Below are 16,895 nucleotides of genomic sequence, written 5' to 3'. Positions count from 1 at the left end.
GGAGGCGATACATCATGTGTTGCCCATTAAGCGAGAAGAGCGAATATACCCGAGAGCCGTGAAGCCTAAGGCAAAGAAATACCCCAATAAAAAGAAAGCCAGTCAGCTTAACTGACTGGCATTAAGCGATTCCCGCTGCCTTTTTTGCATTCAAAGTGAGGTTATTTCGTCTCCGCTAGGCTTGAGGTATAATCCGCGCCTTTACCCAAGCTGTAGCGAAACCTGTTATGAAATTTATCGTAAAAATTCACCCTGAGGTGATGGTTAAAAGTGAATCTGTACGGAAGCGCTTCACGAAAATTCTGGAAACTAACATCCGAAATATTCTTAAGCGAAAGTCAGACTCCATGTCGGTTTTCAACCGTCGCGATCATATCGAGGTTTCGCTGAAAGACGCAGCTGAGCGTGATATCGCACTCAGTGTCCTGACCAATACGCCGGGTATTCACCACGTTTTGGAAGTTGAGCAAACGCCGTTTACCGATCTGCACAACATCTATGAGATCGTGTCTGCGACGGTTGCGCACCAGCTGGAAGGTAAGTCTTTCTGTGTGCGCGCCAAGCGTCGTGGTAACCATGAGTTTACGTCAATCGACGTTGAGCGTTATGTCGGTGGTGGCTTGAACCAGGATGTTGCGACTGCACGAGTCCAACTCAAAAATCCGGACACGGTTGTTCACCTGGAAGTGGACAAAGAAAACGTGAACGTGGTTCGTGAGCGATTCAAAGGTCTGGGCGGTTTCCCTCTGGGTACCCAGGAAGATGTGCTGAGCCTGATTTCCGGCGGCTTCGATTCAGGTGTTTCAAGCTACCTGCACATCAAGCGCGGCAGTAAAGTGCATTACTGCTTCTTTAACCTGGGTGGTGCAGCACACGAAATCGGCGTGCAGCAAACGGCGCACTACTTGTGGGAAAAGTACGGTTCATCGGCCAAAGTGAAATTTATTTCTGTAGACTTCGAGCCTGTTGTCGCTGAGATCCTGGAAAACATTGACGATGGCCAGATGGGCGTCGTACTCAAGCGTATGTTTATGCGTGCTGCATCCATGGTTGCTGACAAGTTCAACATTCAGGCACTGGTAACCGGTGAAGCGCTGGGACAGGTTTCGAGCCAGACCCTGACGAACCTTCGCATGATCGACAACGTGACCGATTCGCTGATCCTACGCCCACTTATCAACTGGGATAAAGAAGACATTATCAATCTGGCTCGTGAAATTGGTACCGAAGATTTCGCGAAAACCATGCCAGAATACTGCGGTGTGATTTCACGTAAACCGACCATTAAGGCAGAGAAAGCCAAACTGGAAGCTGAAGAAGCTAAGTTTGATTTCGGCATTCTGGACAAAGTGGTTTATGACGCACGCATCATTGATATCCGTGAAATCGGTAAAATGAGCAAAGAAAAAGCGCCTGACGTTGAACTGGTGGATGATATTGCTCAGGACGCAGTGGTGCTGGATATCCGTAGCCCAGAAGAGGAAGATGAGCGTCCGCTGGAAATTGACGGTGCAGAAGTGGTGCATATCCCATTCTTCCGTCTCGCGACCAAATTCGGCGATCTGGATCAGAGCAAAACTTACCTGCTTTACTGTGAACGCGGCGTGATGAGCCGTCTGCAGGCACTGTACCTGCAGGAAAATGGCTACAACAACGTGAAGGTATATCGTCCGTAAGGCCAAGCGAGAAGGCGCCGTTACGAGACTTGAGATACCAAAAACCGACCTTTAAGGTCGGTTTTATTTTTTCTATAGCACTGAAAATAGAAGATATTCTAATCTCTAATCTCTAATCTCTAATCTCTAATCTCTAATCTCTAATCTCTAATCTCTAATCTCTAATCTCTTCAAGCGAATTTCTTATCGTAGTGAAGGCTTGGTACACATACCATCGGGCCCACCACTTCAAGCGCTTTTTCTTTGCCTGCCAGCAGGTAGACAATCTCAACCGCGAACTCCAATGCAGTACCCGGTCCCTGACTGGTAATGAGCTTATGGTCGTGGTCAGTAAAGACACGGCGGCTGTTTTGCTTGTCTGCCGGAATATGGTCGATAAATGCGGGATGACAGGTTTTATATGCGGTTGGAAACAGGCCATTTTTCTCCAGTACCAGTGCAGGTGCTGCACAGATCGCCGCAACCCATTTTTGATCGCACTGTTGCTGGCGGATCATCTCGATCACCAAAGCGCTGTCACCTAAGCAGGTTGCGCCATCTACGCCACCGGGCAGTACAATACAGTCAAACTCTTCATCGGCTACTTTTACCAGCGGTACGTCAGCTGTCAGTTTTACACCGCGAGAACAGGTAAGGGTAAGCTCTCCGTTTTCTTCGGCACTCGCCGTCGTCACTTGGAACCCGGCACGGACAAAAATATCGATAGCGGTGACCGCTTCCATTTCCTCTGTGCCAGGTGCCAAACAAACTAAAACGCTAGGTGATGTCATAGGATAACTCCCGTTCCTTTATTGCCAGATACAGCGCCCGGTTTGCCGGTGTCGCGATACCATGGGATTCTGCCCGGTTGATAAGATAACCGGTGATGTAGTCTATTTCTGAGCGGCGTTTGAAATAAACGTCGCGGTTCATGGATGAGTAATTTTGGGCGGTTGCTGACGCGACGGCAAGGCTGAAAGCAAAGACTTCTTTCGCACTCACCTCCTGGCCTTCTGCATGCATTACAGAGGCTATTTCCTGGCTGAGTGTCTGAAGTTGTGCCTGATAGACAGGTGAGAGCAAGTCTCCATTCTGGCATTGTTCAAGTGCTGTCAGTGGATTGATCATGCAGTTCACCGCCAGTTTTCGCCACAGCGCTGAAGTAATTTCAGGGTGCCAGCTTACCGGAGGCAGGGCATGCTCAAGTACGTCTTTTAAAAAGTCACACTGTTTGCCTGAAGGGTTTATGCCGCCAATATGCGTTTCCCCTAATCCAGTGTGGCGCACTTCAGTTTCTGTCACCACCAGACTGCCGTGGGAAGTGGTGGCCAGTAGCAGGGGATTGTGTGGCAGTAGCTTGAGTGCCTTCTCCGCCGTACCCATGCCGTTGTGCATTAGGACAACCGGCGTATCCGGATGAAGGTCAGGAAGCAGCGTTTCCAGCGCTGTTTGAACATGGAAAGCCTTTACACAAACCAGAACGCAGTCTGAGTCTGCAAGTAGCTCTCTTTGGTTGGCGGGAAACGCTATCGCCGTATCAGCTTCATAACCCCGAAAGACAGCAGTTTCATTCTGGCGGGTTATCCAGTGAACCTGATGACCCGCGTTGGCAAGTGAAAGCCCCCACAATGTACCGACAGCTCCCGCGCCGACGAGCGTAAAACGCATACCTGCTCCTTAATGCTTTTCCGGGAGAAGGATACCACTGTTGATCAATGCGCCGAACCTGAAAACGAAAAAAGGCAACCCGGAGGTTGCCTTTTTAGAATCTGTCGCGATTACAGGTGGATACCAACGCGGAAGATTACTGCGTCGCCGTAGCCGTCAACGCCCAGCTTATTGTAGAAGTAGCGGTAAGTCAGGCCCGTGTAGACGGTCTCAGTGATGTCATACCACAGACTTACACCACCGTTGTGGCCGATTTTGCCGTATTGCATTGCTGCGTAATCGTCATTGCGATCAAATTCGATTTCGTGCCAGTTGGTGATCATCAGTGGCTGACCAGCGATGTCAAAGTTGTACATTGCAGTCCAACCAGCCATGTAACCATTGAATCCGGAAGCGTTTGTGTAGCTCTCCAGTTTGTCTTCAGCATCGAACTTTTCATTGGTGTTGTCGATAGAAAGATCATGGACACCGATGAATGGGTTGAAAGACCAACCTTGGCCGTTCAGACCTAAGTAACCAAAGCCCAATACACGGCTTTGTTCGTTGGTAAATTTGTTGTCTTTCAGATCGTAAACTTGGCCGTAAAGGGTTACGTCATCAATTAGTTTGTAGTGAGCAGTGAATTTTGCTGCTTGGCTACGGCTGTCTGAAGCTTGATCAAGCTTTTCGTACTCATAGAAACCGTAAACCTGACCCCAATCGAAACCTGCGCCAGCTTCCGCACCGATAGTTACGTGTTCGTCACGGTTGTTTTCAACGCCACCGAACTTGTCATCGCCGTTGGTCCATTTCAGGTAATCTGCATATACGTTACCGAAACCGTACAGGTATTCCGCTTGAGCTGGAACAGCTGCTGCTGCCGCCAGAACGCTGAGTGCTACTACTGATTTACGCATCTTTTGTTCTCTTTACATCGTCAGAATGGGGCGGCAAAGACTCCGAATGGTAGGACCTCCGCCGTTGCGAGCGCCATTCTATGCAAAAGATCAAAAAATAAAATGCAATGAAACCGCAAACGTTTGCTTTATGTGATTTTGATCTCGTTGTAATGGATTGCAATTGGGATAAGTGTTTCAAAATATGAAGGAGATAGAGGTTTAAACAGGATTGGTAAAAATAAACCGCGACGAATGTCGCGGTTTTGATGCGAATCACTGCTGTTTTTGTGCTTCTTCGAGCTTACGGAAGTGCCCTTTAAGGCCAATGATCATCAGCAAGCTTGGGATGACCATTATCGTGGTGAGGATGAAGAAAAACGACCAGGGATTGAGCCAGTTGATCTGGTGCATCCACTCAAACTGCTCAATCCAGTCAACCAACGATCCGCTGAACGAAGAGAGCGTTGTCCGGCTGAGGTTGCCGAGCGATGCCAGCAGCGCATATTGGGTTGCAGAGAATGCTCTACCTGTCAGGAAAGTCAGGAAGGAGACAAAAGCAATGGTCGCAAACGCACTGGTAAAGTTATCGACGATGATGGTTGCCAGGAAGAGATGTTCATTTGGCCCCACTTGCGCCATGACAGCAAACATCAGGTTACTGGCGGCCATGGCTATTCCGCCGATTAACAGGCCTTTTACTACGCCAAACCGGACATTAATAGCGCTGCCTATCAGGGTGAAGACAACCGTCGCTCCCCAGCCTATCAGTTTGGAGTAAGTGCCAATTTGCTCGTTGCTAAAACCGACTTCTTTGTAAAAGACGATGGACATGCGACCAAGGAAAGCCTCGCCCACTTTGAACAGGAAGACAAACAACAGCAACGTAAGCGCGACCTTTACGCCGTTACGACGGAAAAATTCGGCAAAGGGTTCAACGATGGTAACGGTAAACCACACCAGAATGCTGCTTTCGCCTTTGTTCAGCCGTTTTGCATAGCGGGACTCTGCTTGGGCCTGAAGGGCGTCGCGTTGCGATGCCGGTTCGCCAACAAACAGGGTGAAGAGAATCAATAGGCCGACAAATGCCGCCATACCGTAATAAACCCCGTTCCAGCCAATGGTGTCAGCGTTAATAAAGGCGAAGTAGCCCGGCAGGCTGTAACCCGTCCACCAACCGATCACCGCCATGGCAGCTGCCTGAGGCAATTTCGATTTTTCTTCTTCACCAAAGCTGTCGATCCGGAATGCGTCGATCGCAATATCCTGCGTGGCAGAAGCGAGTGCAATAGTAAAGGCAAGCAGGGAGGTCAACCACAGGTTGAAAGAAGGGTCAGTGTTGGCGATGAGCAGGGTACAGACCAGCATGATGCTCTGCGTCAGCAGTATCCAGCTTCTGCGTTGGCCAAACCAGCGGTGCAAAAAAGGCAGCTTTATTCTGTCTACCAGAGGAGCCCACATCCAGTTTATGGCGTAAACCGCAAAAATAGAGCCAAATAAACCGATGGCGGTGCGGGTCAGCCCGGCATCTTTCAGCCAGCCAGACATGTTGGAACCGATCAGCATAAAAGGAAAACCGCTGGCACAACCCAGCAGGAAAACCCATAGCAAGCGACGATCGAGATAGCTGTTAAATGTTTCGCGCCAACCGACGTTGGGGACTTGGGACATGGATTAACATCCTTGTAGATAGCAGATATTACTCCATGCTACCGTGCTTCAAGGACGAATACCACGCGCGAAGCGGGGGAGTTTTCCTTTGTTGATCAAATAACAAGCGCATTCTTTGACGCGCTGGTTGATATAGCGGTTACCAAGGAGTTCATCTTCACGTCGGGATTCGACCAGAAACAACAAATACCAGTAAATGGATTCGTATTGATTGTCCGGTGTGCCACCGGATATCCCAAGCTCCCACCAGTTTGCCAGTTGGGTTTGGCAGGCGGCTTTAAGGGCATCGTAAGAGATACGACCGAGGATAAAAAGGAACACGTCTTCAGCGAGAGCCGGGGCGTTGTCTTTAACAAACTCCCCGGCAATTTCAGCTTCATTCGTGACAGTGTTGTTGACGACGAGCTTCAGTGTTCCCATAAGGCTGTTTACTTATTGGTGATTACAATCTTCTCAATAAGTATAGGTTGCTGTGGGACATCACGCATGCGGGTTTCAGGTACTGTGACCGTTTTAACGCCTGCCATCTTCTCGACAGTGTTAAACCCTTCAATCACTTTGCCAAATACCGTGTAACCGTATTTATAGCTGGAGCCATCCAGGTTGCTGTTGTTCTGCAGGTTGATGTAGAACTGGCGTGTGGCTGAATCAGGATCTTGCTTTCTGGCCATGGCGATGGTGCCACGGCTGTTGCTCAAACCATTTTTCGATTCGTTTTCCACTTCGCCATAAATAGGACGTTCGTTGAACGAGGCATCGTAACCACCACCCTGTGCAACAAAACCTGGGATCACCCGGTGAAACTGAGTGCCGACATAGCTGCCGTCTTCCACGTACTTCAGAAAGTTCTCTACTGTTTTCGGAGCTTTGTCCTCATACAGTTCGAGTTTGAAGTCACCAAGATTGGTTTCCACTTCTACGACAGGATTTGCAGCCAAAGTTGCTGTAGAAAAAAGCGCTGCTGCCAGCGTGATAAATTGAGCACTGCGTTTCATCAGAAGTTCTCGTTCATAAAGGTGGTCAGTTGCTGGTCACGGGCAATGTCTTGCAACACGGCTTCCAGCAAACTGTTCAGTGCAATTTCCATGTCTTCCACTGACACACTGCTCGCGCCTTCAGACGTTGCCTTCCCGGTGTAGCGCTTAACAAATTTTTTGTCAGTAGTTTCTGCAACCAGCTGAATTTGCACGTTGGTGTCCATGCTGTGTGAGAATACGCTGTGTTCTACTTTGACTAGCGCATCCAGCAGATCCATGCGTAGTTTGCCTTTGCTGTCAGCGACAATTTTGTAGCCCTGAGAGGTCAGTTGGCGAGTCAGTGCTTCTTCCAGGGCAATTCTGACGTTCGATGTCGCTTGGATTGGTTGAACGTTTTTGCGTCCGTTATCCACCACTGCGACAAATTGCGCAGTACGCAAGTCGCGGCTGTCGACCGTCACCGCTTTTCCTTGGCCGGTTGCAACTGCGGCAACTGCAGGCTGTGGAGCGATGGTCAATTGGGGTTCACGCGGCGTTGAGCAAGCACTAAGGCCAAGCACGAGTCCGGAAACAAGCAAAAGTTTTTTCATGAGTTAACGCGTCCCTTAACAGTCTGACTATTTATAAGCTTCGACAATAACAAACTTACGATTAGAAGCAATGACTTGCGCATTGCCAAAAAGACGTTTCAATTTAGCATGATAGCCGAGGTGTCGGTTGCCAATCACCACAATCCGCCCTTTGGGCTCAAGAACCCGTTTGGCGTCACAAAACATTTGCCATGCAATGTGATCCGTGACCGCGGACAATTGATGGAACGGCGGATTGCAAAGCACGACATCTGCACTGTCCGGTGTAAAACCATCAAGGCAGTTATTCACCAGACAATGCGTCCGTGATGCTTCAATACCGTGTTGTTGAAGGTTTAATGCGGCAGAAGCTACCGCCATATTGCTTTCGTCGACCGCTGTGATTTGGGCCTGAGGGTTCAGGCGCGCCGCTTGAATGGAAAGCACACCATTGCCGCATCCCAAATCGATAATGTGTTTAATTTCTGGGTCGGCAGGAATGTGTTTCAGCATCAGGTAAGCGGCAATATCCAGGCTTTCTGAAGAAAAGACATTCGCATGGTTTTGCAGTGTCATTTTAAAATCTGGCACATCAAAAGATGTTGTCGCTGCAGGCATGGCCGCGAGTTGTTTTTCTTTCAGGCAGAAAATCAACCGTGCTTTTTTCTTTGCCAGCGAGGTATGGGTCGCGCCCAGGTGTTTTTCAAACAGCTTCAGTGTCGATGTATGAATATCTTTGGCTTTCGCACCGGTAATCACGCGGATGCCCGCCTTTGCAAAATGGGCGATCTGCTGAAGCTGCCACACTAAAAGACGGTTGTTTTTCGGCAGCTTCATCACGACGATATCAGTATCGGAAGGAAGGTCTTCTAGCGGAGAAAGCAGGGTCACACCGCTGAGGTTATTCTGCTTAAGATTGGCTGTAATGCTAATCTGTGACAGATGCGAGTCGCTCATTGTTGTTGCACGAAAGCCCTGCATCGCAGCCCAGCAACTGAGCGCACCAAATCCATCATTCAGAATAAGAATACGGCTGTTTGCTGGCAGTTCTTCCCGCTCCAGTTGTTCAATCAAATATTCATCAGCTGCATCCCACGCCTGCAAAGTTTCATTTTTCTGGATGGGATATCGGTGCAGGGAAAATGCACAGCCTGTGAGTTGTAACATGGTTTTCATGGATGTATCAGCGTAGCGCTCAGGATAATCGGGTATATTGGCGTTGATAATATACTGAAATGGTCGCCGGATGCAGATCACATCGTGATTTATTGTTTTATCCGCTACGTAGTGACGGCATCTCCCTAATCTGTTTCAAACGTCGTGTTTTTTTGGGCTAAGGCGGCAGAAAGCCATTTAATGAGGTTTTATGATCATTGAACAACGCATCAGGAAAAAGCTAGAGGCTGGATTTTCACCTGTGCATCTTGATGTAAAAAACGAAAGTTATATGCACAGTGTGCCGGAAGGTTCAGAAAGTCACTTTAAAGTCACTATCGTCAGTAATGACTTTGATGGCCAGCGACTCATCGCAAGGCACCGTTCGGTAAACCAGACGTTAGCAGAAGAATTAAAAAATGATATTCATGCACTCGCGATTCATACTTATACTGAACAAGAGTGGCGTGCACTAAATGGACAGGCGCCAGTCTCACCACCATGTCATGGTGGAACCCTGTCTGACCACTAACATATTGAAAAAAGGCTGTTTAAAACAGCCTTTTTGATGTGTCTCACTCCGGCTGAGCGAGCAAAATAGCGGGACAATGTAACAACTGTCCCGAAGAAAAGGCTGAAAAATGCGGCCATTTGAAATGTTAAAAAAGTCGGTAAAGGCAACGCATCAAAATTGAGATAAAAACGGTGGAAGTTTGTTTTGTTTTTAACAAAAATCACACAAAACCTCACCAGTTCAAATTGTGCTCCGGCTCATACTTATCAACCAGAATTGGCGATACTTTGCTCAGTTGCTGAATTTTCAAGGTGTATCACGGTGTTTGCCGTGGAATAGCATCTTTGGTTGATGGTAGAATCCACCGCTTGAAAACTGACCCCGCGCCTTCAAATGTTGCGGGTTGGTGATGAGGAAGTTGCGAAGGTGAGCGAATGAATCGCTCAACTAGACAGTGGAAAGTCGTGTATTAAACTGCGCAATAACAGAATTTTTTCCCGTTAATGTAGTGCAAGTGCGTATGATTACAATAAAAAAGGGTTTGGATATCCCAATTGCAGGGACTCCAGCTCAGGTGATAAATGATGGCCCAGCCATCAAAAAAGTCGCCTTGCTTGGCGAAGAGTACGTTGGCATGCGCCCAACGATGCATGTTCGTGTTGGGGATGTAGTGAAAAAAGGTCAGATTCTTTTCGAAGACAAGAAGAATTCTGGCGTTAAGTTCACTGCTCCTGCAGCAGGTACTGTGGTTGAAATCAACCGTGGCGCGAAACGTGTTCTTCAGTCTGTTGTCATCGAAGTAGAAGGCAACGAGCAAGTCACTTTCAATAAACATGAAGCTGCTGAAATCGCAGGACTGGATCGCCAGGTTATCGTAGATCAACTGGTTGAATCAGGTCTGTGGACGGCGCTTCGTACCCGCCCATTCAGCAAGTCTCCGGCTATTGATGCAACACCGTCTGCAGTATTCGTTACTGCGATGGATACCAATCCGCTGGCAGCAAACCCTGAGCTGATCATTAATGAGCAGCAAGAAGCGTTTGTTGCAGGTCTGGATGTTGTTTCCCGCCTGACCGACGGCAAAGTTTACGTGTGTAAAGGTGAATCAAGCCTGCCACGCAGTAAGCAATCTAACGTAGAAGAGCAGGTGTTTACCGGTCCACACCCATCGGGTCTGGTTGGTACTCACATCCACTTCCTGCGTCCTGTTGGTGTTGATGTGCAGGTATGGCACCTGAACTATCAAGATGTTATCGCATTCGGTAAGCTTTTCCTTACGGGTGAGCTGTTCACTGACCGCGTTATCTCCCTGGCTGGTCCAGTTGTGAATAATCCACGACTGATCCGCACGCAAATGGGTGCATCTATCGCCGATATCACTAACAACGAATTGATGCCGGGTGAAATCCGTCTCATCTCTGGCTCCGTACTAAGCGGTACGCAAGCTGGTGGTGTTCACGGTTACTTGGGTCGCTTCCACCTGCAGGTGAGCGCACTGCGTGAAGGCCGTGAAAAAGAACTGTTTGGCTGGATTGTTCCGGGCAAAAACAAGTTCTCGGTTACCCGTGCATTCCTGAGCCAGTTCTTTAAAGGCCAGCTGTTCAATATGACAACCACTACTAATGGTAGTGAGCGTTCTATGGTGCCAATTGGCAGCTATGAGCGTGTGATGCCTCTGGACATCGAGCCAACACTGCTGCTTCGTGATATCTGTGCAGGTGACCTGGACAGCATGTCTCAACTGGGTGCGTTGGAACTGGATCCTGAAGATCTGGCTCTGTGTACATTTGTTTGCCCTGGCAAGTACGATTTTGGCCCTATGCTCCGCGAGTGCCTGGATCAAATTGAGAAGGAAGGGTAATCGATGAGCCTGAAAAAATACCTTGAAGATATTGAACACCACTTCGAACCGGGTGGTAAGCACGAGAAGTGGTTTGCCCTGTACGAAGCAGTGGCGACGGTACTGTACACCCCAGGTCTTGTGACCAAGCGTGGTGCACATGTTCGTGACAGTATCGACCTGAAACGTATCATGATCATGGTTTGGCTGGCTGTTTTCCCTGCCATGTTTTTCGGTATGTACAACGCCGGTAACCAAGCGGTCATGGCGCTGAATGCCATGTACAGCGGCGACCAGTTTGCAGCTATCATTGGCGGTAACTGGCACTACTGGCTGACAGAAATGCTGGGCGGCACCCTGTCGTCTGATGCGGGCTGGGGCAGCAAAATGCTGCTGGGCGCGACATACTTCCTGCCAATCTACGCGACTGTGTTCCTTGTAGGTGGCTTCTGGGAAGTGCTGTTCTGTATGGTACGCAAACACGAAGTTAACGAAGGCTTCTTTGTTACCTCTATTCTGTTTGCTTTGATCGTTCCTCCAACGCTTCCTCTGTGGCAAGCTGCACTGGGTATTACCTTCGGTGTTGTTGTTGCGAAAGAAATCTTTGGTGGTACGGGCCGTAACTTCCTGAACCCTGCGTTGGCTGGTCGTGCATTCCTGTTCTTTGCATACCCTGCACAGATCTCTGGTGACCTGGTTTGGACTGCGGCTGACGGTTTCTCTGGTGCAACGGCTCTGAGTCAGTGGGCTCAAGGCGGTCAAGGTGCGCTGGTAAACAACGTAACCGGTCAAACCATCAGCTGGATGGATGCATTCATTGGTAACATCCCTGGTTCTATCGGTGAAGTGTCTACACTGGCAATCTTCATAGGTGGTGCGATGATCATCGCGATGCGTATTGCATCGTGGCGTATCGTTGTGGGTACCATGATTGGTCTGGTTGCAACTGCAACACTGTTCAACATCATCGGCTCAACCACTAACCCAATGTTCAGCATGCCTTGGCACTGGCACCTGGTTCTGGGTGGTTTTGCGTTCGGTATGATGTTCATGGCAACTGACCCAGTATCGGCGTCGTTCACCAACAAAGCGAAGTGGTGGTACGGCATCCTGATTGGTGCGATGGCAGTGATGATTCGTGTCGTTAACCCAGCATACCCAGAGGGTATGATGCTGGCGATTCTGTTCGCGAACCTGTTTGCACCGCTGTTCGACAACCTGGTAATCCAGGGCAACATCAAACGGAGACTGGCTCGTGTCAAGCAATAACGATAGCATTAAAAAAACGCTGGCCGTAGTTGTCGCCCTGAGCCTGGTGTGTTCAGTGGTGGTATCTTTCGCGGCAGTCTCTCTGCGCCCTCTGCAAGAGAAGAACGCCGTGCTGGACGTACAGCGCAACATCCTCTCGGTTGCCGGCATTGATGCAAAAGGCGACATCCAAAAGACGTTTGCTGAGTTCATCGAGCCGCGCCTGGTTGACCTGAAAACAGGTGACTTTGTAGGTACCGTTGAAGAAGCAGAAGCTTACGACCAACGTGTTGCTGCAAGTGACCCTTCAAAGTCAGTAAAACTAGCTGCTGAAGAAGACTTGGCGAAGATCGGCCGTCGTGCGAATCTGGCGAAAGTGTTCCTTGTGAAAGATGCACAAGGTGGCATTAGTGAAGTGATTCTGCCAATGCACGGTAACGGTCTGTGGTCAATGATGTACGCGTTTGTTGCAGTTGAAACTGATGGCAACACCGTGGGCGGTCTGACTTACTACCAGCAGGGTGAAACCCCAGGACTGGGTGGTGAGGTTGAAAACCCACGCTGGAAATCTCAGTTTGAAGGCAAACTGCTGTTTGATGACAAAGGTCAACCGGCAATCCGTATCGTGAAAGGCGGTGCACAGCCTGGAGATATCCACGGCATCGACGGCCTGTCAGGTGCAACCCTGACCTCTAACGGTGTGCAACATACCTTCGACTTCTGGCTGGGTGACAACGGCTTTGGCCCATTCCTGAAGAAGGTTCAGAAGGGAGAGCTGATCAATGGCTGATACTAAAGAACTGAAAAAGAACCTTTGGTCCCCATTGCTGGACAACAACCCGATTGCCCTTCAGGTACTGGGTGTATGTTCTGCTCTGGCGGTAACGACCAAGCTGGAAACAGCGTTTGTAATGACCCTTGCGGTAACGTTCGTAACAGCGTTTTCTAACCTGTTCGTTTCCCTGATCCGTAAGCACATCCCTAACTCTGTACGTATCATCGTACAGATGGCGATCATTGCATCTCTGGTAATCGTGGTTGACCAAATCCTGAAAGCATACGTTTATGACATTTCTAAACAGCTTTCTGTATTCGTTGGTCTGATCATTACTAACTGTATCGTAATGGGTCGTGCTGAAGCGTACGCGATGAAGTCTGCGCCATTGCCATCGTTCATCGATGGTATCGGAAACGGTTTGGGCTACGGCTTTGTACTGATCACTGTTGGTTTCTTCCGTGAACTGTTGGGCTCAGGCAAGCTGTTTGGCGTGTCTATCCTGCCGCTGACGTCAGAAGGTGGCTGGTACCAGCCTAACGGTCTGATGCTGCTGGCGCCATCAGCGTTCTTCCTGATCGGTTTCCTGATTTGGATTGTACGTACGTTCAAACCTGAACAAATCGAAGCGAAGGAGTAAGAACGCAATGGAACATTACATTAGCCTGATGGTGCGCTCGATCTTCATCGAGAACATGGCACTCGCGTTTTTCCTGGGTATGTGTACCTTCCTGGCCGTTTCAAAGAAGGTTAAAACTTCGTTTGGTTTGGGTGTGGCTGTTACTGTTGTACTGACTATTGCAGTGCCGGTGAACAACCTGGTTTACAACTTGATCCTGAAAGACGGTGCATTGGTTCAGGGTGTTGACCTGAGCTTCCTGAACTTCATTACCTTCATCGGTGTTATCGCGGCACTGGTACAGATTCTGGAAATGATTCTGGACCGCTTCTTCCCGCCGCTATACAACGCACTGGGTATCTTCCTGCCGCTGATCACAGTTAACTGTGCGATCTTCGGTGGTGTGTCCTTCATGGTACAGCGTGATTACAACTTTGCGGAATCAGTCGTTTACGGCTTTGGTTCTGGTATTGGTTGGATGCTGGCGATTGTTGCACTGGCAGGTATCCGTGAGAAGATGAAGTACTCTGACGTGCCGCCTGCGCTGCGTGGTCTGGGTATTACCTTCATCACTGTAGGTCTGATGGCGTTAGGCTTCATGTCTTTCTCCGGTGTTCAACTGTAAGTCGGGTAAACCGCGAATTAAGGAATAGTCAATGGACATTATTCTTGGTGTAGTGATGTTTACTCTAATTGTACTGGCTCTGGTACTGGTGATTTTGTTCGCCAAATCCAAGCTGGTACCTTCAGGTGACATCACCATCGCCGTAAACGGCGATCCAAATCTGGCAATTACTACCCAACCGGGCGGTAAACTGCTGGGTGCACTGGCAGGTGCCGGTGTATTTGTTTCATCAGCTTGTGGTGGCGGTGGCTCTTGTGGTCAGTGTCGCGTAAAAGTGAAATCAGGTGGTGGCGACATTCTGCCAACCGAACTGGATCACATCAGCAAAGGTGAAGCACGTGAAGGCGAGCGTCTTGCATGTCAGGTTGCAATGAAAACTGACATGGAAATCGAGCTGCCAGAAGAAATCTTCGGTGTGAAGAAGTGGGAATGTACTGTTATCTCTAACGATAACAAAGCAACCTTCATCAAAGAGCTGAAGCTTCAAATTCCAGACGGCGAGTCAGTACCGTTCCGTGCGGGTGGTTACATCCAAATCGAAGCGCCTGCTCACCACGTTAAGTATGCAGACTACGATATTCCACAAGAATACCGTGAGGACTGGGAGAAGTTTAACCTGTTCCGTTACGAGTCCAAGGTTAACGAAGAAACTATCCGTGCATACTCAATGGCGAACTACCCAGAAGAGTTCGGCATCATCATGCTGAACGTGCGTATCGCTACGCCGCCACCTAACAATCCAGACGTACCACCAGGCATCATGTCTTCGTACATCTGGTCTCTGAAAGAGGGTGACAAGTGTACTATTTCTGGTCCGTTCGGTGAGTTCTTCGCGAAAGATACAGATGCAGAGATGGTATTTGTGGGCGGTGGTGCAGGTATGGCACCAATGCGTTCTCACATCTTCGACCAACTGAAGCGTCTGAAGTCTAAGCGTAAGATGTCTTTCTGGTACGGTGCGCGTTCTAAGCGTGAAATGTTCTACGTAGAAGATTTCGATGGTTTGGCTGCAGAAAACGAAAACTTCGTTTGGCATTGTGCGCTGTCTGATCCTCTGCCAGAGGACAACTGGGATGGCTACACAGGCTTTATCCATAACGTGCTGTACGAAAACTACCTGAAAGATCACGAAGCGCCTGAAGATTGTGAGTTCTACATGTGTGGTCCTCCAATGATGAATGCGGCCGTGATTGGTATGCTGAAAGACCTGGGTGTTGAAGATGAAAACATCCTGCTGGATGACTTCGGTGGTTAATCACCGCAGCATCTGAGTGATAAATGGCTGGCCTTAGGGTCAGCCATTTTGTCTTTTGTTGTAACTGACATGTTTCCAGCCGTCAGTTCTTCGCTTCAATCAGACAGAATCATTGTTTTCTCAATGGCTTATTTTCGCTACTACAGTCGAAAGTGATTCTTTCTGATCTTTTAATTAATCAACTGGAAGATGTAATGAAAAAACTCCTGTTGTTAGCCGGTCTTTGTATCAGCAGTTTGTTGGTGTTGGCAGGGTGTGAGCAAGCGCCTAAGCAGTTTCACCTCACGGGTTCAACCATGGGGACGTACTATTCAGTAAAGTATCTTGCTGAAGGTGAGTTGCCTGATGAGAAAGCCATTCAGGCAGAAATCGATGCGCGTCTGGAGTTGGTGAATGACCAGATGTCTACCTACCGTAAAACCTCTGAGCTAAGTCAGTTTAACCAGCAGACATCCGGTGAACCCTTTGTGGTATCAGCGGACACTGCCAAAGTGGTTTCGGAGGCAATTCGTCTGAATCATCTGTCTGGTGGCGCATTGGATGTGACGGTAGGCCCTTTGGTCAATCTGTGGGGCTTTGGTCCGGAAGGCCGTCCGGATCGTGTACCGACCGACGAACAGATTGCTGAGCGCCGCGCGATGACAGGTATAGAGCACCTCAGTGTTGATGGCAATGCATTGATCAAAACCAACCCAAGCTTGTATGTGGATTTGTCTTCAATCGCTAAAGGGTTTGGCGTGGATGTGGTTGCCGACTATCTGGCGTCGCTGGGTATTCACAACTTTCTGGTAGAGATTGGCGGTGAGCTACAGCTGAAAGGCGTAAATGGTGAAGGTCAGCCATGGCGTATCGCCATTGAAAAGCCGACTGCAGAGCAACAAACTGTGCAGGAAATCATAGCGCCGGGTGATATGGGAATCGCGACATCTGGTGACTACCGTAACTACTTTGAAGAAAAGGGCGTGAGATACTCGCACACCATTAACCCGGAAACCGCGAAGCCGATTAGTCACCGCCTGGTATCTGTGACTGTGCTGGATAAATCCTGCATGACGGCAGATGGCCTGTCGACCGCGTTTATGGTGATGGGACCAGAAAAGGCCCTGACGTTGGCGAACCGTGAAAATATTCCTGCATTTTTCATCGTAAAAACCGATAATGGATTCGAAGAGATTGCATCGAATGCGTTCAAACCATATTTAAAGAGTAAAGGGTAACAAGATGTCTGTTTATCTGATCACATTTGCTGTGTTTGTGCTGGTGATTGCGGGAATGGCGATTGGCTTTATTGTCCAGCGTAAGACCATTAGCGGCAGCTGTGGTGGCTTGGGCTCAATCGGCATTGAGAAAGAGTGTGATTGCCCTGAGCCTTGTGACGCACGTAAGAAGCGTGAAGCTCGTGCAGCGAAAGCTGAAGAGTGGAAGAAAAACCAAATCATCTAAGCCAGA

Annotated in this window: 18 protein-coding genes; 10 read left to right on the top strand and 8 right to left on the bottom strand. The window is 49.0% G+C overall.

Going from position 1 to position 16,895, the window contains the following annotated elements:
• Positions 1-227: 227 nt before the first annotated feature.
• Positions 228-1,676 carry a tRNA uracil 4-sulfurtransferase ThiI gene (thiI, locus tag KU854_RS22100; protein WP_218360472.1) on the top strand — a complete coding sequence of 483 codons (1,449 nt, stop codon included), beginning with the start codon at positions 228-230 and terminating at the stop codon, positions 1,674-1,676.
• A gap of 170 nt (positions 1,677-1,846) precedes the next feature.
• On the opposite strand, the gene KU854_RS22095 is transcribed toward thiI, so the two are convergent.
• From KU854_RS22095 to KU854_RS22060, 8 genes are all read right to left on the bottom strand, one after another.
• On the bottom strand, positions 1,847-2,446 hold the full coding sequence (locus KU854_RS22095) for a DJ-1 family glyoxalase III (RefSeq protein ID WP_218360471.1): 600 nt from the start codon (positions 2,444-2,446) through the stop codon (positions 1,847-1,849).
• Positions 2,433-3,323 carry a 2-dehydropantoate 2-reductase gene (locus KU854_RS22090; RefSeq protein WP_218360470.1) on the bottom strand — a complete coding sequence of 297 codons (891 nt, stop codon included), beginning with the start codon at positions 3,321-3,323 and terminating at the stop codon, positions 2,433-2,435. The genes KU854_RS22095 and KU854_RS22090 overlap by 14 nt, the downstream gene beginning before the upstream one ends.
• Positions 3,324-3,433: 110 nt before the next feature.
• Positions 3,434-4,219 carry an outer membrane protein OmpK gene (locus KU854_RS22085; protein ID WP_218360469.1) on the bottom strand — a complete coding sequence of 262 codons (786 nt, stop codon included), beginning with the start codon at positions 4,217-4,219 and terminating at the stop codon, positions 3,434-3,436.
• Positions 4,220-4,474: 255 nt separating this feature from the next.
• Complete coding sequence (locus KU854_RS22080; protein WP_218360468.1) at positions 4,475-5,869, bottom strand: AmpG family muropeptide MFS transporter; 1,395 nt, start codon at positions 5,867-5,869, stop codon at positions 4,475-4,477.
• A gap of 48 nt (positions 5,870-5,917) precedes the next feature.
• Positions 5,918-6,289 (bottom strand): hypothetical protein, encoded by a 372-nt coding sequence (locus tag KU854_RS22075; RefSeq protein ID WP_054778434.1) that lies wholly within the window; start codon positions 6,287-6,289, stop codon positions 5,918-5,920.
• A gap of 8 nt (positions 6,290-6,297) precedes the next feature.
• Entirely contained in the window at positions 6,298-6,864 is a 567-nt protein-coding gene (locus tag KU854_RS22070) for a peptidylprolyl isomerase (RefSeq protein WP_218360467.1), read from the bottom strand.
• Positions 6,864-7,436: a YajG family lipoprotein gene (locus KU854_RS22065; protein ID WP_218360466.1), complete on the bottom strand. Its 573-nt coding sequence runs from the start codon at positions 7,434-7,436 to the stop codon at positions 6,864-6,866. The genes KU854_RS22070 and KU854_RS22065 overlap by 1 nt, the downstream gene beginning before the upstream one ends.
• A 27-nt stretch (positions 7,437-7,463) precedes the next feature.
• Positions 7,464-8,591: a methyltransferase gene (locus KU854_RS22060; protein ID WP_218360465.1), complete on the bottom strand. Its 1,128-nt coding sequence runs from the start codon at positions 8,589-8,591 to the stop codon at positions 7,464-7,466.
• Between the two features lie 190 nt (positions 8,592-8,781).
• On the opposite strand from KU854_RS22060, the gene bolA reads away from it, so the two are divergent.
• From bolA to nqrM, 9 genes are all read left to right on the top strand, one after another.
• Positions 8,782-9,102, top strand: coding sequence for a transcriptional regulator BolA (gene bolA / locus KU854_RS22055; RefSeq protein ID WP_218360464.1), 321 nt, complete (start codon positions 8,782-8,784; stop codon positions 9,100-9,102).
• Positions 9,103-9,604: 502 nt separating this feature from the next.
• Positions 9,605-10,945, top strand: coding sequence for a Na(+)-translocating NADH-quinone reductase subunit A (locus tag KU854_RS22050; protein WP_218360463.1), 1,341 nt, complete (start codon positions 9,605-9,607; stop codon positions 10,943-10,945).
• A gap of 3 nt (positions 10,946-10,948) precedes the next feature.
• Complete coding sequence (locus KU854_RS22045; RefSeq protein WP_218360462.1) at positions 10,949-12,193, top strand: NADH:ubiquinone reductase (Na(+)-transporting) subunit B; 1,245 nt, start codon at positions 10,949-10,951, stop codon at positions 12,191-12,193.
• Positions 12,180-12,962, top strand: a complete 783-nt coding sequence (locus KU854_RS22040) for a Na(+)-translocating NADH-quinone reductase subunit C (protein WP_218360461.1) — start codon at positions 12,180-12,182, stop codon at positions 12,960-12,962. The genes KU854_RS22045 and KU854_RS22040 overlap by 14 nt, the downstream gene beginning before the upstream one ends.
• Complete coding sequence (locus KU854_RS22035) at positions 12,955-13,587, top strand: NADH:ubiquinone reductase (Na(+)-transporting) subunit D (RefSeq protein WP_054778438.1); 633 nt, start codon at positions 12,955-12,957, stop codon at positions 13,585-13,587. Before KU854_RS22040 ends, KU854_RS22035 begins: the two co-directional genes overlap by 8 nt.
• A gap of 7 nt (positions 13,588-13,594) precedes the next feature.
• Entirely contained in the window at positions 13,595-14,191 is a 597-nt protein-coding gene (gene nqrE / locus KU854_RS22030) for an NADH:ubiquinone reductase (Na(+)-transporting) subunit E (RefSeq protein ID WP_054778439.1), read from the top strand.
• Positions 14,192-14,222: 31 nt separating this feature from the next.
• Positions 14,223-15,446 (top strand): NADH:ubiquinone reductase (Na(+)-transporting) subunit F, encoded by a 1,224-nt coding sequence (gene nqrF, locus KU854_RS22025; protein ID WP_218360460.1) that lies wholly within the window; start codon positions 14,223-14,225, stop codon positions 15,444-15,446.
• 194 nt (positions 15,447-15,640) lie between these two features.
• A complete protein-coding gene (locus KU854_RS22020; RefSeq protein WP_218360459.1) occupies positions 15,641-16,663 on the top strand; it encodes an FAD:protein FMN transferase in 1,023 nt (340 codons plus the stop codon).
• A 4-nt stretch (positions 16,664-16,667) separates the two neighbouring features.
• A complete protein-coding gene (gene nqrM / locus KU854_RS22015; protein WP_054778441.1) occupies positions 16,668-16,889 on the top strand; it encodes a (Na+)-NQR maturation NqrM in 222 nt (73 codons plus the stop codon).
• Positions 16,890-16,895: the final 6 nt, after the last annotated feature.

The organism is Enterovibrio paralichthyis (assembly GCF_019209835.1).
Classification (GTDB): Bacteria; Pseudomonadota; Gammaproteobacteria; order Enterobacterales; family Vibrionaceae; genus Enterovibrio; species Enterovibrio paralichthyis.
This window is presented reverse-complemented; position numbering and strand designations above follow the sequence as displayed.

Excerpts from the sequence above, each read along its gene's own strand:
- KU854_RS22045 (WP_218360462.1), top strand. The coding sequence starts at position 10,949 with ATGAGCCTGAAAAAATACCTTGAAGATATTGAACACCACTTCGAACCG.
- KU854_RS22085 (WP_218360469.1), bottom strand. The coding sequence starts at position 4,219 with ATGCGTAAATCAGTAGTAGCACTCAGCGTTCTGGCGGCAGCAGCAGCT.
- KU854_RS22080 (WP_218360468.1), bottom strand. The coding sequence starts at position 5,869 with ATGTCCCAAGTCCCCAACGTCGGTTGGCGCGAAACATTTAACAGCTAT.
- KU854_RS22070 (WP_218360467.1), bottom strand. The coding sequence starts at position 6,864 with ATGAAACGCAGTGCTCAATTTATCACGCTGGCAGCAGCGCTTTTTTCT.
- KU854_RS22060 (WP_218360465.1), bottom strand. The coding sequence starts at position 8,591 with ATGAAAACCATGTTACAACTCACAGGCTGTGCATTTTCCCTGCACCGA.
- KU854_RS22095 (WP_218360471.1), bottom strand. The coding sequence starts at position 2,446 with ATGACATCACCTAGCGTTTTAGTTTGTTTGGCACCTGGCACAGAGGAA.
- KU854_RS22020 (WP_218360459.1), top strand. The coding sequence starts at position 15,641 with ATGAAAAAACTCCTGTTGTTAGCCGGTCTTTGTATCAGCAGTTTGTTG.
- KU854_RS22075 (WP_054778434.1), bottom strand. The coding sequence starts at position 6,289 with ATGGGAACACTGAAGCTCGTCGTCAACAACACTGTCACGAATGAAGCT.
- KU854_RS22035 (WP_054778438.1), top strand. The coding sequence starts at position 12,955 with ATGGCTGATACTAAAGAACTGAAAAAGAACCTTTGGTCCCCATTGCTG.
- nqrF (WP_218360460.1), top strand. The coding sequence starts at position 14,223 with ATGGACATTATTCTTGGTGTAGTGATGTTTACTCTAATTGTACTGGCT.
- nqrE (WP_054778439.1), top strand. The coding sequence starts at position 13,595 with ATGGAACATTACATTAGCCTGATGGTGCGCTCGATCTTCATCGAGAAC.
- thiI (WP_218360472.1), top strand. The coding sequence starts at position 228 with ATGAAATTTATCGTAAAAATTCACCCTGAGGTGATGGTTAAAAGTGAA.
- bolA (WP_218360464.1), top strand. The coding sequence starts at position 8,782 with ATGATCATTGAACAACGCATCAGGAAAAAGCTAGAGGCTGGATTTTCA.
- nqrM (WP_054778441.1), top strand. The coding sequence starts at position 16,668 with ATGTCTGTTTATCTGATCACATTTGCTGTGTTTGTGCTGGTGATTGCG.
- KU854_RS22090 (WP_218360470.1), bottom strand. The coding sequence starts at position 3,323 with ATGCGTTTTACGCTCGTCGGCGCGGGAGCTGTCGGTACATTGTGGGGG.
- KU854_RS22065 (WP_218360466.1), bottom strand. The coding sequence starts at position 7,436 with ATGAAAAAACTTTTGCTTGTTTCCGGACTCGTGCTTGGCCTTAGTGCT.
- KU854_RS22050 (WP_218360463.1), top strand. The coding sequence starts at position 9,605 with ATGATTACAATAAAAAAGGGTTTGGATATCCCAATTGCAGGGACTCCA.